Raw genomic sequence first — 13,944 nt, 5'->3', positions numbered from 1 at the left:
CCTTTAGGAACTGGATTAGATGTTTCCTCAAGACATGAAGTTAAAAGCCTTCTCTGGAATAAAATTCTAGTGTACATTTCTTGCAAGTATCTGTCCTTCAAAAATAGCGTTATTTTGTTACATCTATGAATTCTGAATCGTCATCTCGATCAATAAGATACGAAATATCAATTCCATCATGATTTTATTTTTTTATAAATGGCTCCGACTATTACCAACAAAGTACCTATACCAATAAGTGCATAGCTACCAAATGCCATGTCTTCCACCTGTTGGCATCTCTGGCTTATTTCTGAACTAAACACCTTACCTAAAGTACCAATAACAGAATTACATGCCTCATGAGTATCCGTAGCAGTGCCTATGGATGAAACTGGAATCAATAAAAGAAAGACACCAAACGAAAGTATAGCAGCTCCGCCAACTATTACAACAGTTTTTGCCATAAATTTATCCTCTCTATCCTTACCTTCCTTACTTTCCTTGGACATGCTAATCAACATTATCATTCATACAATTAAGAATAACAAGGATGTCAAAGTAATCAAAACGAGAAATACTGGGTATGAGCACAATCACATACAAGTTTCAGATTACCATCCCAAAGAAGGTCAGAGACAAACACAAACTAAAGGAAGGAGATACAGTTACTTTCATAGAGGAGGGCGGAAAAATGTATGTGGCAAAGAGCACCGATGTTTGATCTTTAGATGTAATGTCTTATTTTATTGTACATTTCTATAGGCATTGTGATGAATCCTTTATCCGCAAGGACAATTTGACAATCTGGACAACTCAGAATATGGTTTATACTAGATTCTCCACCTTGATCTTTCATATGATCAGATTTCTTGGTTAACGATTTTTCAATTAAATTTCTCAAGTTCTCACTTACTGTTACTTGCGTAACATCTGATAACTCAAGAAATCTTTGATACATGTCATCGTTAACCTTGGTTCCTAGTGTTCGCATTAGAGTAACTTTGTAAATACCGAATAAAAGTAAATTACACTTGTATGAGGAGAAATGCTGTTGACCACAGTTAACTTCTGTTAACCATGAGTAACCTAGGTTAACTTACAAATTATAAATTTTGAAAAAGGTTACAAAAACTAAATTCTATTTGTGTTCAGTGATAGGATCTCGTTTTAGAGTTTCTTTACCATTTTTGTTAACCGAAGTCCACAAAAGATCTTTGCCTCTCGTATAGACATCTTCTCCAAAATTTTGTATCATTTCTTCTTTGCTTACTCGTTCTTTTTCATCTAGATATTTGCGAGCATCAAGCGCCTTTTTGCCTACATTGGTTATCCTCTTATTCAATAAACCCAGCCTCCTCTAATCTTCTTACACTATTTCGTATGGTCGTACTTGCAATTTTTGGATGCTCGTGTGATATCTGACTGATTGTCTTGCCTTGGCTTATGCCTTCAAGTATTTTCTTTGCTATACTTCTTGTCTCGTAAGGCTCCATTCTGAATGTACTAGCCATTGACTATATTGAAAACAGGTTATTTTTAACAATTATTTTCTCATGAATGAACAATATTTCCATTTCAGGCATTTTCTTCTCTTCGGAGAAGTGTAACAGGATTATCTTTTCCAAAATCTTTTCAGATCCATTGGCAAGATCTCTTAAAACCAAGACGACTGTAAAAAGTCAAATACTATCTAATGCAGCAGATAGACTTGATGAGGACCGCAAAGCAGTGCGGTCTGATGTGGGAAAAAAATTGACACATGAACAAAACCAAACAATAACTGCAAAACAGAACAAAATCACAAAAAAAGACAACCTTCTTTCAAACAAAGACATACGACGCTGGTATGACAACCTAGCAAGAAGCAGTATTGTGACTGCGGATGTAAGACTACGAAAACTGAGCCTATTCTGCGAGAACAACAAGACAACTCCATTTGAGATAGTCAAGTTAGGACAAAGGGACTCGCGTGCAGTCGCAGACCTGATAGAGGATAGCATTACAACAATGGAAAAACAACACAAGGCACCTCAATACATCAAGGCAATTGTAACCTCAGTAAAATCATGGCTACATCACTTTGACATTGAGGTCAAGCGAAAGATAAAAATCGCAAATGCAGACTCGACGCCTTCGCTTGCAAACGAGCGTGTGCCAGACGACATTGAACTCAAGGAGTTGTTCAACAGGGCAAGTCTAAGGACTGGTGCAATAATGGCACTGATAGGAAAGGCAGGACTCAGACCCGAAGTATTAGGAAAGCATGATGCGTCAGACGGGCTGATGATAAAAGACCTGCCAGAACTCGATATCGTTCTTGGAATTGCAAGGTTTCAGGTGGTGCCACCCAAGGTCATAGTCCGAAAGACACTCTCAAAGGCAGGACACACCTACTTTACCTTCATATCAGAATCAGGTACAGAAAAGGTACTTGCATATCTTAATGAAAGACTGGCATCTGGCGAAACATTAACTGCTGAAAGTCCAGTGATTGCACCGTCGTCAAAACTGATAACGTATCGTGGAAAACATCAAGGAAAAAAATTCATGACAACATCTGTCATCTGCCAACAAGTAAGAAAAGCAATGAGACCAAGATTCATGTGGAGACCGTATGTGTTGCGGGCATTCTTTGACACACAACTCTTGATTGCAGAATCAAGAGGAAAGATTGCTCATGACTTTCGCGTGTTTTTCATGGGACACAAGGGATCAATTGAAGCAAAATACACAACAAACAAGAGCATACTTTCAAAACTGCTCACTGATGAGATGCGAGAGGCATTTCGAAAGAGTCAGGAATTTCTAGACCTTGAAGTCACTACAAAAAAAGAAGAAAACATCAGCACAGAAAAAATCGTAACTGTCGAAGAGTTTGAAAAAATGATAACGGAAGGCTGGCAGTATGTCGCAACTCTGCCAAATGACAAAATTTTGGTCAAAAATAGCCGGGGCTCGTAGTCACATGTAATACGGGCCCGGGGGGACTCGAACCCACGACCTGACGCTCCGCAAGCGTCCGCACTATCCAAGCTGTGCTACGGGTCCACAAATAAAATTCAACACAGACCCGTTATAATACATTTCAAAAACAGAGAAAAAATCTATGCTATTTCTTCAGCCTTTTTTACAAAGATATAGTTCATTATCAGTCCTGCAATTATCGCACCTGTTATTGGGGCTGCCCAGTACATCCAGTGATAATCCCAGTAACCAGAAATGAGTGCAGGTCCAAAGGTTCTTGCAGGATTAACACTTGCTCCAGTCAATGGTACACCTACCAAGTGTATCAGAAATATCATTCCGCCTATTGCAAGACCATACATTCCGGCTGGTGCCTTTTTGTGTACAGCAGTCATGAAGATCACAGTAACCAAGAAGAATGTAAGAATGGCTTCAATTGCAAATCCAGATGCCACACTATTGTGTAAAATCGCGCTAGGTCCACCCTGAGTTCCAAAATGCACCTTTTCACCAAGGTCAGGCAGTATTACCTTGAGCGTTGCAGCTGCAACAACTGCACCAATTAATTGAGATACAATATAACCAATCCCATCCTTGATATTTATTCGTCTAGTCACCAGCATTGATATTGTAACTGCAGGATTGATGTGACCACCTGAAACATGGCCAAATGTGTAAACCATCAATCCAATGGCAGCACCATGTGCAAGTGCTATTACAACAAGTGATGGAATTGTAAGTACCGAGCCAAAATACGCAACTGAAAGTATGATGGATAACGGTCCAAAGAAGACAAGGGCATATGTCCCTATTGCCTCTGCAAGCCAGGCACGTAGATTCACCATCAATCACTCTGACCTCTGAATATACAATATAAAACATTCGAAACCCACTTCTGTTCAGAAGTCGAACCCCGTAGACAAAAAATAAGTAGGGATTGTATACAGCATATCTCAAATGTTATCAGAAGGAGATCAAGTTCCAGATTTTGCACTAAAGGATGCAGAAGGCAAGACAGTGAAAAAGTCAGATCTCAAGGGCAAAAAATACGTTGTCTATTTTTATCCAAAAGATTTCACGCCAGGATGCACAACAGAGGCTGCTGAATTTTCTCAAGATTACAAAAAATTCAAGACATCTGGGATTGAGATAATCGGAATCAGTCCAGATGATGAAGAGTCTCACAAAAAGTTTGGTGAGAAAATGAATGTTCCTTTTATTTTACTTGCAGATACAGAAAAAGATGTAGCAAAAAAGTTTGGCGTATGGGGCAAGAAGCAATTCATGGGTCGTGAATACATGGGAGTAAACAGAACAACTTTTCTTGTAGATGAAAAAGGCAAGATCCTAAAAGTTTTTGAAAAAGTAAAACCTGCAGGACATGCACAAGAAGTGCTAGATGCCTTTAAGAATTAGGCTTTAAATCCTGCTGGAAGTGTTGTGCGGAATGTAGATTTTGGTTTTGCAGGTTCTGCAGCTGGTGGTGCAGTGCTAGTTGTTGAGACACTGCCGGTAAACTGCTTGTCTGATGGGTGATATGATAATCTCTTTCTTGTTGCAAAATACTTGTTACCAGTATAACCTGTTGAGCTTATCTTTGCATATGCAGGTGCTACTTCTCCTGCAGATGGTTCATGCACGCTAGATGTTGTTTCTGGTGCAGATTGTGGTTTTGGAGCTTCTGCTGGTTTCATTCCTGCTGGAAGTGTACCGTGAGTTGGACCTGTTGCTGCCGGTCTTTGTTGTGGTTTTGGTTCGGGTTTTGGAGCTTCTGCTGGTTTCATTCCTGCTGGAAGTGTACCGTGAGTTGGACCTGTTGCTGCCGGTCTTTGTTGTGGTTTTGGTTCTTCTTCTGCAACATATGTCTCTGCTACATCAGAACCCTTTGCTTTCCACAAAGACTTTTTCTCTTGGGGCTTGGTTCCTGCTGGAAGTGTACCACGTGAGGTGCTTGTCTGTGATTCATGTTTTGACTCAGGAGCCGGCGGTGGTGGAGCAGTTGTAGTTACAGTGCTAGTTGTTGAGACACTGCCGGTAAACTGCTTGTCTGATGGGTGATATGATAATCTCTTTCTTGTTGCAAAATACTTGTTACCAGTATAACCTGTTGAGCTTATCTTTGCATATGCAGGTGCTACTTCTCCTGCAGATGGTTCATGCACGCTAGATGTTGTTTCTGGTGCAGATTGTGGTTTTGGAGCTTCTGCTGGTTTCATTCCTGCTGGAAGTGTACCGTGAGTTGGACCTGTTGCTGCCGGTCTTTGTTGTGGTTTTGGTTCGGGTTTTGGAGCTTCTGCTGGTTTCATTCCTGCTGGAAGTGTACCGTGAGTTGGACCTGTTGCTGCCGGTCTTTGTTGTGTTTTTGATGAAGTCTGCGCAGGTTTTTGTTCTGCAGACTTGACCTGTGATGATAAATTAGCAAGCTTGGCTTCAAGCTGTGCTATCTTTGCCTCTAGTTCGGCTGTGTTAGATCCCTCTGTAACTTTTTTAATAGAACGTGTTTTTTTTGGCGTAGATTCTTTAGACATGTAGTAGTTGTGAGATATGGCAGTTTATTTACATTTTGATCAAGCACAGAATAGGCCAATTTCATAGAAGTTTTATAAGAAGCAGGCACGTCTTTTAGGCATTGGACGATTTTGAAAAGGAATATCCTGGCTTTGACTGGAAAAATACGCCTGCGTACAAGCATCCTGGAGGAAGAAATTGCCCATGCCCAAAGCACGAATATATCAGAGAGCAGATAGGGGTTGCAAAGACTGTAAGCCAGACTGCAAAGGAGCCAAGCAATATAACGCTAAAATTTTGCCCAGATCACTATAACGTATACCTTAAGGAGGTAATTCCGTCCATGCCTGTAAAGTACAGAATTTTAACAAAGATTGCACTCAAAATAGGTGCAATCAAGATTGAACAACTCAAGTACATGCAGTCAGACCAGTGTTTTTATTGCAGATTTGGTTCTGGCGGACATGACAAGAAAAATGAGCTTCCGCCAATTTTCTAAACAGGACTAATCAAGACTTTGGGTTTGTTTGGAGTATCATGATGACATCTCTTTCCACATAGAGGACATGTAATCCTGTCAAGAAATATGCATTGGCAAATATGTGATTTCATATAGCTATCAGCAGTCTTGGAATATTCCCCTGTTCCATTACAAAAAGAACACTGTGTGTCAAGAAGAGCAATTTTTCCTTGGCCCCCACAAACTGCGCATTTTTCGTCGCCCAACTTGATGGCATTTTGCTTCACAGTATAATTAAAGTTCTCTTGTCGGATATTTTTGAAAAGATCTATCCAGAATCCAGTTAAGCTTATACTGGATACAAATCCAGTAAATATGTGCCTGTTGAAGACATTACAGAATTTATTGAAAAACTGGAAAAATCTGGAGAGCTCAAAAGGGTAAAAACCCAGGTGGATTCCAACCTCGAAGTTTCAGAAATTCTTAGCAGAGTGATGTATTCCAATGGACCTGCAATACTTTTTGAAAACATAAAAAATTATGACATGCCGATACTTGCAAATGCATTTGGTTCCATCAAGCGACTTGAAATTGGATTAGAAATGCGGGACTTTACTGAAATTGGTCAGAGAATTGTTGACATGACAAGAATGGAAATGCCAACTGGTATTTTTGACAAGCTGCGAAAACTTCCAGAGTTTTCAAAGATGACAGACATTGCACCCAAGCTACAAAAAAGCGGTCCTGTAACCGAAGTAATAGAGGACACACCATCGTTTGACAATATTCCAATCCTTAAAACATGGCCAAAAGATGCCGGCAGGTTTATCACATTTGGGCTGATTGCCACAAAACACCCCGAGACAGGAGTGAGAAATCTCGGTGTGTACAGGATGCAGATAATAGATAGCACCCATGCATTTATGCACTGGCAAAAACACAAGCGCGGTGCACATCATTATGATATCAAAAAAGATTCTGGAAACAAAATAGAAGCTGCAATAATAATTGGCTCTGATCCTGCAACAGTGTTTTCTGCAGTAGCTCCAGTACCAGAGGGACTTGACAAATATCTCTTTTCAGGAATTACAAGAAAGACCGGAATCAAGACTGTAAAATGTAGAACAGTAGACCTCGAGGTTCCAGCCAATGCAGAGATTGTACTAGAGGGATATGTGGATCCATCAGACATACGAATGGAAGGACCATTTGGAGACCACACTGGATACTATACACCACAAGAACCGTATCCTGTATTTACTCTAACTGGAGTCATGCGAAAACAGAAACCGATTTACCTTACAACAATAGTTGGCAAGCCAATCCTAGAAGATGCATATATTGGAAAAGTAATAGAGCGCTCATTTTTGCCGCTTATCAAAATGTTTCATCCAGAGGTTGTTGATTTTGCAATGCCGGCTTCAGGATGGTTCCAAGGTATGGCAATAATTTCAATCAAGAAGAGATATCCAGGACAGGCCAAAAAAGTAATGATGGGGTTGTGGGGGATGGGCCAGCTTGCACTGACCAAGTTCTTTGTAATAGTAGATGACGATGTAAATGTTCATGATTTCAATGACGTAATCTGGGCCATTACCACAAGATCAGATGCTGCAAGAGACACAGTAATAATCAATAATACTCCGACAGACACGCTTGACCCTGCATCTCCTTTTGTAAACATGGGATCTAAACTAGGAATTGATGCCACACAGAAAACAAAGGAAGAAGGATTCCAAAGAGAGATTCAGGAACTTGTAAAATCGGACCAGCCTACAAAGAATCTAGTTGATTCCAAATGGTCTAGCTACGGCATCTAGTAGGTTCTTACGACATTATAGAAATTGTCTCGTTCTTCTACTTCATAACCAATTTGTTTTACTGCCTGGATTATTTTTGCCCCAGTAAGCTCAGTAGAACGAGCTCCCGTACATGAGACAACTTCTTCTCCTAAAAGTGTGCCACCAAAGTCGTCTGCCCCATACTGCAAGGCCATTTGTGCCATGGCAACCCCATTTGTAAGCCATGATGATTGTATATGAGAGATTAGATCATTGTACATTATTCTAGATATTGCGATCATCTTCAAGAGTTGTGTTCCCCCCGCTGGATATTTTACAGTCTCTTGTTTTTGCATCAGAGTATTGTTTGGCTCAAAGCTCCATGGGATAAAGGCCATGAATCCATTTGTCTTTTCCTGAAGCTTTGCAATTTTCATAAAGTGTTCTGCAACATCATTTCTTGTTTCCACATGACCGTACATCATAGTAGCAGACGCAGGAATTCCAATGCCATGTGCTTCTTCCATTATTCTAAGCCATGTATCACTTGATATCTTTTTTGGACTGATAATTTTTTTTACCTCATCAACTAAGATTTCTGCCCCAGCACCAGGAATTGACTGCATGCCAGCTTCCTTGAGCCTTGACAAGACTTCTTTTGTGCTGGTGTGTTCAACTTTTGAGATCATGTCAACTTCAGAAGCTGACAGACCATGGATTCCAATTTTTGGAAATTTTTTTCTTATCAATTTGAAGGCGTCTTCAAAGTATTCAATCTTAAGCGATGGATTGTGTCCTCCTTGGAACATTACTTGTGTTATTCCAAACATCTCCCAAGCCGCTTTAACTCTAGATTCTATCTTGTCAAGTGTTACAGTGTAAGATTCATCATGGCCAGGAGGTCTGTAAAAGGCGCAAAACTTGCAATCGGTGATACACACATTCGTATAATTTAGAATCATATTATTCACAAAAGAAGAACGTCGTCCAAACTTTTTCCTTGTCAGATGTCCAGCAACAAGTCCCATCAGGTGAACATCATCAGAGTCTAGCAGCCTCTTGCATTCTTCCATTCCAGGCCTTGTACCCACAAGGGAATTTTCCAAAATGTCACCAATTTCAGAATGATGGAGTTGTTCTGTCAGTTGACTCAATTGACTGTGTTTTCTCTTTAGCGTATTTAATCGTTTGAGAATAAAAGGCCTCATTTTCATCTCAAGTCAGAAAAAGTTTTGAATGTATTAAAAATTAATTTCTGAAAAACCATGATTGTATTTTTAATAATTTTTCCTAATTGCCTAATTTGTAAATTCTTGTCCATACCCCCGCTATTTTTAAGTAGGGCACACCAGCGATTAACACCAATGGTAACAGGCCACCAGATTCGAATGAATCGTATTTTGCGAAACGGTAAGATGCTCTGCATTCCCATGGACCATGGAATATCAAGCGGTCCACTCAAAGGAATCGAGGATCCTTATGCCTTGATTTACAATTGTCAACATTTCGGCCTTACATCAGTCATAATCAACAAAGGAATTCTCAAAAATCTACCAAGACCAACCAAAATTGGATTAATTGTACACTTTTCAGGCAGCACTTCCCTATCTGTATCTCCAAATAGAAAGATGTTGACAGGCTCAGTTGAAGAAGCGTTACGACTTGGTGCAGACGGAGTTTCTCTTCACATCAACATTGGGGGAAAAGAAGAACCGGAAATGATAGAACAGCTTGGCAGAATTGCCGATGACTGTCACAAATGGAGCATGCCGCTTTTGGCAATGATGTATCCAAGAGGTGAGAATGTTAAAAATCCACACGACCCAGAGATAGTAGGCCATGTTGCAAGAATTGGAGCAGAATGTGGTGCAGATATTGTAAAAACACTTTACACTGGAGATGTCGATTCATTCAAGAAAATAGTCAAGAGTACACCAGTACCAGTAGTCATAGCTGGAGGTCCAAAGGCAAAGACTGACAATGACATATTGCAGATGACAGAAGAGGCAATGGAAGCAGGAGCAAAGGGAGTGACATATGGACGAAACATCTTTGAGCACAAGGATCCAGGCAAGATGACTCATGCTCTTTCTGCAATAATATTTAGAAAAGAAACAGCAAAGGAAGCAGCGAAGTATATTGAGCAAAAATAGAGAATTAATCATAGCCCCAAAAGTTTCAAGGGGCCAGCTTGGCAAATTCTTGTCCGAGATAGAAAAAGAAGGGATCAAGATGGTAAGCCTAGACCCTTCTTATCTCAAAGGAATCAAATCAAAAGTGTCTACTGTACACACATCAACAAATTCAGACTATGTCATAGTTGACAAGATCACAAAAATCAAGGGTAAAAAAATAGGAATGAGATTCAAGGTTCTTTCAAACGCAGACATTGAAAAAATACTCTATCTTGCAAAGACAGGATTAGATTTTGTCATAATAGAGGTAAACGATTGGAAGATAATTCCACTTGAGAACATAATAGCAAAGTTGCACAAGATTCACACAGTTGTATATGCAGTAGCAAACACCCCTGACGAGGCCCGCAAGATGTTTTCAATATTGGAGATAGGTGTCGACGGCGTGATATTTTCAACGGATTCCATAAATGAAGTAAAAGAAACATTGGTGCATCTTGGAACAAAGAATTTTGAGCTAAGACCTGCCAAGATTTTGGAAATTAAAGAAGTAGGAAACGGAGAGCGTGTTTGTGTAGATACTGCATCAATCCTAGGACGGGGTGAGGGAATGCTAATTGGAAGCAGATCCAATTTTCTTTTCCTTGTGCACAATGAATCAGTTGGCTCGTCATTTACTTCCCCAAGACCTTTTAGAGTAAATGCTGGTGCAGTGCATTGCTATACTTTGTCACCAGATGGAACAACAAACTATTTGTCTGAGCTAGAGACAGGTTCAGAAGTTCTTGTGATTAATTCACACGGTAAGGCAAGAAGAGCTACTGTTGGTCGTTCCAAAATAGAAAGCAGACCAATGTTGATGATAAAGGCACAGATTGGAGATGAGGTAGGCGGCATCATTGCACAAAATGCAGAGACCATCAGGTTTGTGCGTCCAAATGGTCATCTTGTCTCAGTCACACACCTAAAGAAAGGAGATATTGTGCTAGCATATTCCAAGCCAGCAACTGGTAGACATTTCGGTATGGAAGTAGATGATGAGTACATTGTAGAAAAATAAGGGCCAAATCCTAAAAAATTATTATATACAAATACAACAAAATAATCTAATGAGTCTTCTTTGCAACATATGTGTCATGGAGATAAATGAAAATGAGGTAGAATCTCACATCAACACGCAAGCGCATCTGGAAAACAAGTCAAAAATTTCTACAAGCGGAAAAGGTTTGGACAAGAGTGTGGCAACCATATGGCTCAAATCGCTTGACTGACATCATTTCACTATAGATTGAGTTTGTATCAAGACATACACTAACAAAACTTTTTTAAAAATAAAAAAGATATGTTTATTCGAATTTCTTTTTTAGCTGGATTATTTCAGCCATCTCATCTTTGAGATGTTTTTTCAAAAGACATTCATGTTCTCTTTTATGCCTCCAGTACAAATTCATCATGGATTGTCTGGATCTTGCATGTTTCAATGCAGTAACATATTTTCTATGACTTTGCTCAACAACTCGAAAATATGACTTGCTGTTAGAAGTAACCATATGAAGAATCTTTATTCTTAATAGATAACCTTTCCTATACAGTTGGACTAGAGCAGGAGCTATAGTGATATTGGTTTTTTCCAGTTAGGAACAAGTTGCATCTTACGAAGTGATGGGGGTTCCAAGGTTCTCTTCTGTGCAATTTTGACATATTTTGATGACTTGTCAACTCCATAGTATTTCCTGTGAAGAAATCTTGCCATTTTTGTAGTTTGGCCGCTCCCAACAAACGGATCAAGAACAACATCACCAACATTGCTATAGAGCTGAATCAGGCGATACGGTATTTCTTCAGGAAATGCTGCAGGATGAAATTTCCTGTAGCTTGGAGGCATTGGGGCAATGTGCCAAACAGAGTTTGCAACCTCCTTTTTCATCAGATCATCAAGCACTAGTTTACTTTTTTTGTCCTTGACGTTGTGAAACGGCATCTTTCTGAAAATTATAATCTGTTCATGCATTATGTTTGGATAATAATACGTAGGATACGGATGCTGAACTGTAACTCTAAATCTTTTTTTTCCTCCCGTAACTTTATTCCAGATTATCTCTTCAAAGAAACTCCAACCTATCTCTTTTTTTGTCAATTCTACAAGGAGCAATGCAGGTAAAGGAAGCTTGCTTTTGCCTTCAACTATTTCGTTTCCTATAACAACGCAACAGAATCCACCAGGCGTAGTTACGCGATACACCTCAGAGAAGATTGTACGCATCTCTTCAAGCCAATCCCCAATAGATATCTCAACTGTTCCACGGTACCATTTTGTAGTATCTTGGTGTTCTTGATAATTGATAGCATTGTGATAAGGTGGAGATGTAACCGTTAATGCAATGGTATCATCAGGCAAGTGCGAGAGATCTTTTGAATCACATACAACAATCGAGTTTGGTTTCCACATCACTTTCCTCAATCATTTTGATATTTAACGGTTGTAAAAATAAAAAAATTATTCTAGCATAAAATTAAATCAAAGAAAATCACCTAAAACATGTACTTGACATGTTTTAGACAATCATGCGTTTTTCTTTACTTCTATTTCTATAGTTGACACGTTTCTTGATCTGCCATCTAATGATTGAAGATGTTCGGATCCTATACTGATTTGTCCTATAGAATACCCAGAGTTGTCAGTCCTTCGTGCAATTATTTGTGCAACATCCACGGCTCTGCCTATGCTAAGCCCTCTTGCCTTTATTGAGACCTTGGGGTTATTAGCCAGCTGTATGAGCGCAGATGTTACATATGCCATAATAGGCTTTTTTCCGATGAAGACAACGTCTTTTGTTTCGTGTGATGTATCTGAACTCATAGATACCCTCTAGAAGTGGTCGTTTCATAAAAGTTTCTTCCATTATCAGGTTTCCATCAAACTACATGCATCCAATATGATCATGTCTCAAGAGTGAATAATTTCAATACCATACCAGTGAAAAGAGAGCGATATAATTGGGCAGATGAAATATTGAAACCACGTTATTTTACTTCAGACAAATGGATGCTAATGTAAATATACTAGTAGAATGTAAACGAAATTAATGTCCAACCAACAAATTAAGATCGGTTTGGTCGCATTAGCATTAACAACCATAATGGTTTTTGCGGCAGCTGTACCTGCTGCAAGTGCACTGACACCAAGTACAGTGTATGCAAAATACTCCCAGAAAACAGACAGAATTCCAGGAGGACAAAACATTTGTGGCGTAACCTTATGCTCATCAGATAGTTGGGCTAAGATGCAACAGATGCTTCTTGATGCACAACACGATCCTAGCAAATGTAGTGAATTGAAAGGATGGATGTATTGTGGTCAACCAACCATGAACATGCCAAAGAACTCAACCAAGTAAGTGCCCAAAACTCATGGCAACCAAGGTCTGCGTAACAATTGCAGCATCCAGCCCTACAAAAGTATCTAGCCAGTTAAAACAGGCTCTTGCCAAGTCAGACTATGCAGAGATCCGGTTAGATTTTTTAAAACCAAATCAAGTTCCTTTTTGTTTATTTCTAGTAAAAAAACACCTCAAGAGGTGCATATGCACATTGCGTCCAGTCTCAGAGGGTGGAAAATTTTCAGGCAGTGAAAAAGAAAGAATGTCAATATTAAAACTGATTTCAGAGTTTGATCCATATCTTCTAGATGTAGAATACAACACATTAAAGAAAAACAAGGGACTGGCAAGATACATCAAGAGTACAAAAACTAGAATTTTGGTGTCATGGCATGATTTTACAAAAACTCCAAATGAACACACTCTAAAATCATTGCTCAAAAAAATGTCCAAATTTTCAAACAATGTCAAGATTGTAACAACCGCAAAAACAATTGCAGACACAATATGCATTCTGTCTCTTTACAAGTCGCATACACGAAATCTCAATCTGATTTCTTTTGCAATGGGAGACTATGGTAGGATGTCAAGAATTTTGTGTACAAAACTTGGTAGTCCATATACCTACGTCTCCATGGGCAAACCAGTTGCCCCAGGCCAATTTAGTCTAAAAGAAATGAAGAGTATTTTATCTCTGGAAGATAAAAGCAAAACTTACAATTAGATATTTTGAA

21 protein-coding genes and 1 tRNA gene are annotated in these 13,944 nt (G+C 39.3%); 10 read left to right on the top strand and 12 right to left on the bottom strand.

Annotation, left to right across the window (positions count from 1 at the left end):
* Window positions 1–176: 176 nt before the first annotated feature.
* A complete protein-coding gene (locus BQ3481_RS00740) occupies window positions 177–491 on the bottom strand; it encodes a hypothetical protein (RefSeq protein ID WP_157926506.1) in 315 nt (104 codons plus the stop codon).
* 74 nt (window positions 492–565) lie between these two features.
* Here BQ3481_RS00740 and BQ3481_RS00735 point away from each other — a divergent pair, with 74 nt between their 5' ends.
* On the top strand, window positions 566–703 hold the full coding sequence (locus BQ3481_RS00735; protein ID WP_157926505.1) for an AbrB/MazE/SpoVT family DNA-binding domain-containing protein: 138 nt from the start codon (window positions 566–568) through the stop codon (window positions 701–703).
* 3 nt (window positions 704–706) lie between these two features.
* Here BQ3481_RS00735 and BQ3481_RS00730 read toward each other — a convergent pair whose 3' ends face one another.
* From BQ3481_RS00730 to BQ3481_RS00720, 3 genes are all read right to left on the bottom strand, one after another.
* On the bottom strand, window positions 707–973 hold the full coding sequence (locus tag BQ3481_RS00730; protein ID WP_157926504.1) for a hypothetical protein: 267 nt from the start codon (window positions 971–973) through the stop codon (window positions 707–709).
* A 147-nt stretch (window positions 974–1,120) separates the two neighbouring features.
* Window positions 1,121–1,324, bottom strand: a complete 204-nt coding sequence (locus BQ3481_RS00725) for a hypothetical protein (protein WP_157926503.1) — start codon at window positions 1,322–1,324, stop codon at window positions 1,121–1,123.
* On the bottom strand, window positions 1,317–1,493 hold the full coding sequence (locus BQ3481_RS00720) for a hypothetical protein (protein WP_157926502.1): 177 nt from the start codon (window positions 1,491–1,493) through the stop codon (window positions 1,317–1,319). Before BQ3481_RS00720 ends, BQ3481_RS00725 begins: the two co-directional genes overlap by 8 nt.
* Window positions 1,494–1,623: 130 nt before the next feature.
* Between BQ3481_RS00720 and BQ3481_RS00715 the strand changes: the two genes are divergently transcribed.
* A complete protein-coding gene (locus BQ3481_RS00715; RefSeq protein WP_157926501.1) occupies window positions 1,624–2,943 on the top strand; it encodes a hypothetical protein in 1,320 nt (439 codons plus the stop codon).
* 12 nt (window positions 2,944–2,955) lie between these two features.
* On the opposite strand, the gene BQ3481_RS00710 is transcribed toward BQ3481_RS00715, so the two are convergent.
* Both BQ3481_RS00710 and BQ3481_RS00705 read right to left on the bottom strand, forming a co-directional pair.
* A tRNA-Arg gene (locus tag BQ3481_RS00710) sits at window positions 2,956–3,030 on the bottom strand.
* Window positions 3,031–3,086: 56 nt separating this feature from the next.
* A complete protein-coding gene (locus tag BQ3481_RS00705) occupies window positions 3,087–3,791 on the bottom strand; it encodes an MIP/aquaporin family protein (RefSeq protein ID WP_157926500.1) in 705 nt (234 codons plus the stop codon).
* A gap of 112 nt (window positions 3,792–3,903) precedes the next feature.
* On the opposite strand from BQ3481_RS00705, the gene bcp reads away from it, so the two are divergent.
* Window positions 3,904–4,362, top strand: coding sequence for a thioredoxin-dependent thiol peroxidase (gene bcp / locus BQ3481_RS00700; RefSeq protein WP_157926499.1), 459 nt, complete (start codon window positions 3,904–3,906; stop codon window positions 4,360–4,362).
* Here the strand turns inward: bcp and BQ3481_RS00695 are convergent.
* Complete coding sequence (locus BQ3481_RS00695; RefSeq protein WP_157926498.1) at window positions 4,359–5,474, bottom strand: hypothetical protein; 1,116 nt, start codon at window positions 5,472–5,474, stop codon at window positions 4,359–4,361. The two genes, bcp and BQ3481_RS00695, sit on opposite strands and share 4 nt — an antisense overlap.
* A gap of 101 nt (window positions 5,475–5,575) precedes the next feature.
* On the opposite strand from BQ3481_RS00695, the gene BQ3481_RS00690 reads away from it, so the two are divergent.
* Window positions 5,576–5,953, top strand: a complete 378-nt coding sequence (locus tag BQ3481_RS00690) for a hypothetical protein (RefSeq protein ID WP_157926497.1) — start codon at window positions 5,576–5,578, stop codon at window positions 5,951–5,953.
* Here the strand turns inward: BQ3481_RS00690 and BQ3481_RS00685 are convergent.
* A complete protein-coding gene (locus BQ3481_RS00685) occupies window positions 5,950–6,201 on the bottom strand; it encodes a hypothetical protein (protein WP_231911816.1) in 252 nt (83 codons plus the stop codon). The two genes, BQ3481_RS00690 and BQ3481_RS00685, sit on opposite strands and share 4 nt — an antisense overlap.
* 90 nt (window positions 6,202–6,291) lie before the next feature.
* Between BQ3481_RS00685 and BQ3481_RS00680 the strand changes: the two genes are divergently transcribed.
* Entirely contained in the window at window positions 6,292–7,734 is a 1,443-nt protein-coding gene (locus BQ3481_RS00680) for a menaquinone biosynthesis decarboxylase (RefSeq protein ID WP_157926496.1), read from the top strand.
* Here BQ3481_RS00680 and mqnC read toward each other — a convergent pair.
* Complete coding sequence (mqnC, locus tag BQ3481_RS00675; RefSeq protein ID WP_157926495.1) at window positions 7,731–8,849, bottom strand: cyclic dehypoxanthinyl futalosine synthase; 1,119 nt, start codon at window positions 8,847–8,849, stop codon at window positions 7,731–7,733. The two genes, BQ3481_RS00680 and mqnC, sit on opposite strands and share 4 nt — an antisense overlap.
* Before the next feature lie 210 nt (window positions 8,850–9,059).
* On the opposite strand from mqnC, the gene BQ3481_RS00670 reads away from it, so the two are divergent.
* From BQ3481_RS00670 to BQ3481_RS00660, 3 genes are read left to right on the top strand one after another with little or no spacing between them, the layout of a single operon-like run.
* Window positions 9,060–9,848 carry a 2-amino-3,7-dideoxy-D-threo-hept-6-ulosonate synthase gene (locus BQ3481_RS00670; protein WP_157926494.1) on the top strand — a complete coding sequence of 263 codons (789 nt, stop codon included), beginning with the start codon at window positions 9,060–9,062 and terminating at the stop codon, window positions 9,846–9,848.
* A complete protein-coding gene (locus BQ3481_RS00665) occupies window positions 9,835–10,890 on the top strand; it encodes a 3-dehydroquinate synthase II (protein WP_157926493.1) in 1,056 nt (351 codons plus the stop codon). Before BQ3481_RS00670 ends, BQ3481_RS00665 begins: the two co-directional genes overlap by 14 nt.
* A gap of 49 nt (window positions 10,891–10,939) precedes the next feature.
* Window positions 10,940–11,101 carry a hypothetical protein gene (locus BQ3481_RS00660; protein WP_157926492.1) on the top strand — a complete coding sequence of 54 codons (162 nt, stop codon included), beginning with the start codon at window positions 10,940–10,942 and terminating at the stop codon, window positions 11,099–11,101.
* 75 nt (window positions 11,102–11,176) lie between these two features.
* Here BQ3481_RS00660 and BQ3481_RS00655 read toward each other — a convergent pair whose 3' ends face one another.
* From BQ3481_RS00655 to BQ3481_RS00645, 3 genes are all read right to left on the bottom strand, one after another.
* Window positions 11,177–11,380 carry a hypothetical protein gene (locus BQ3481_RS00655; protein WP_157926491.1) on the bottom strand — a complete coding sequence of 68 codons (204 nt, stop codon included), beginning with the start codon at window positions 11,378–11,380 and terminating at the stop codon, window positions 11,177–11,179.
* A gap of 59 nt (window positions 11,381–11,439) precedes the next feature.
* On the bottom strand, window positions 11,440–12,279 hold the full coding sequence (locus BQ3481_RS00650; RefSeq protein WP_157926490.1) for a DNA-methyltransferase: 840 nt from the start codon (window positions 12,277–12,279) through the stop codon (window positions 11,440–11,442).
* 114 nt (window positions 12,280–12,393) lie between these two features.
* Window positions 12,394–12,690: an AlbA family DNA/RNA-binding protein gene (locus tag BQ3481_RS00645; RefSeq protein ID WP_157926489.1), complete on the bottom strand. Its 297-nt coding sequence runs from the start codon at window positions 12,688–12,690 to the stop codon at window positions 12,394–12,396.
* Window positions 12,691–12,916: 226 nt separating this feature from the next.
* On the opposite strand from BQ3481_RS00645, the gene BQ3481_RS00640 reads away from it, so the two are divergent.
* Both BQ3481_RS00640 and aroD read left to right on the top strand, forming a co-directional pair.
* The gene (locus BQ3481_RS00640) at window positions 12,917–13,228 is read left to right on the top strand and encodes a hypothetical protein (RefSeq protein WP_157926488.1); all 312 of its coding nucleotides are present in this window, start codon (window positions 12,917–12,919) and stop codon (window positions 13,226–13,228) included.
* A 13-nt stretch (window positions 13,229–13,241) separates the two neighbouring features.
* Window positions 13,242–13,934 (top strand): type I 3-dehydroquinate dehydratase, encoded by a 693-nt coding sequence (gene aroD / locus BQ3481_RS00635; RefSeq protein WP_157926487.1) that lies wholly within the window; start codon window positions 13,242–13,244, stop codon window positions 13,932–13,934.
* Window positions 13,935–13,944 lie beyond the last annotated feature (10 nt).

Origin of the sequence: Candidatus Nitrosotalea okcheonensis, assembly GCF_900177045.1 — an archaeon.
Classification (GTDB): domain Archaea; phylum Thermoproteota; class Nitrososphaeria; order Nitrososphaerales; family Nitrosopumilaceae; genus Nitrosotalea; species Nitrosotalea okcheonensis.
The sequence above is the reverse complement of the archived record's forward strand: the minus strand, read 5'-3'. Positions and strand labels throughout refer to the sequence as shown.

What these genes read in the sequence shown, in the direction of transcription:
- BQ3481_RS00645 (WP_157926489.1), bottom strand. Translation starts at nt 12,690, where the DNA reads ATGAGTTCAGATACATCACACGAAACAAAAGACGTTGTCTTCATCGGA.
- BQ3481_RS00735 (WP_157926505.1), top strand. Translation starts at nt 566, where the DNA reads ATGAGCACAATCACATACAAGTTTCAGATTACCATCCCAAAGAAGGTC.
- BQ3481_RS00730 (WP_157926504.1), bottom strand. Translation starts at nt 973, where the DNA reads ATGCGAACACTAGGAACCAAGGTTAACGATGACATGTATCAAAGATTT.
- BQ3481_RS00695 (WP_157926498.1), bottom strand. Translation starts at nt 5,474, where the DNA reads ATGTCTAAAGAATCTACGCCAAAAAAAACACGTTCTATTAAAAAAGTT.
- BQ3481_RS00740 (WP_157926506.1), bottom strand. Translation starts at nt 491, where the DNA reads ATGTCCAAGGAAAGTAAGGAAGGTAAGGATAGAGAGGATAAATTTATG.
- BQ3481_RS00655 (WP_157926491.1), bottom strand. Translation starts at nt 11,380, where the DNA reads ATGGTTACTTCTAACAGCAAGTCATATTTTCGAGTTGTTGAGCAAAGT.
- BQ3481_RS00720 (WP_157926502.1), bottom strand. Translation starts at nt 1,493, where the DNA reads ATGGCTAGTACATTCAGAATGGAGCCTTACGAGACAAGAAGTATAGCA.
- BQ3481_RS00705 (WP_157926500.1), bottom strand. Translation starts at nt 3,791, where the DNA reads ATGGTGAATCTACGTGCCTGGCTTGCAGAGGCAATAGGGACATATGCC.
- BQ3481_RS00660 (WP_157926492.1), top strand. Translation starts at nt 10,940, where the DNA reads ATGAGTCTTCTTTGCAACATATGTGTCATGGAGATAAATGAAAATGAG.
- BQ3481_RS00650 (WP_157926490.1), bottom strand. Translation starts at nt 12,279, where the DNA reads ATGTGGAAACCAAACTCGATTGTTGTATGTGATTCAAAAGATCTCTCG.
- BQ3481_RS00640 (WP_157926488.1), top strand. Translation starts at nt 12,917, where the DNA reads ATGTCCAACCAACAAATTAAGATCGGTTTGGTCGCATTAGCATTAACA.
- aroD (WP_157926487.1), top strand. Translation starts at nt 13,242, where the DNA reads ATGGCAACCAAGGTCTGCGTAACAATTGCAGCATCCAGCCCTACAAAA.
- bcp (WP_157926499.1), top strand. Translation starts at nt 3,904, where the DNA reads ATGTTATCAGAAGGAGATCAAGTTCCAGATTTTGCACTAAAGGATGCA.
- BQ3481_RS00670 (WP_157926494.1), top strand. Translation starts at nt 9,060, where the DNA reads ATGGTAACAGGCCACCAGATTCGAATGAATCGTATTTTGCGAAACGGT.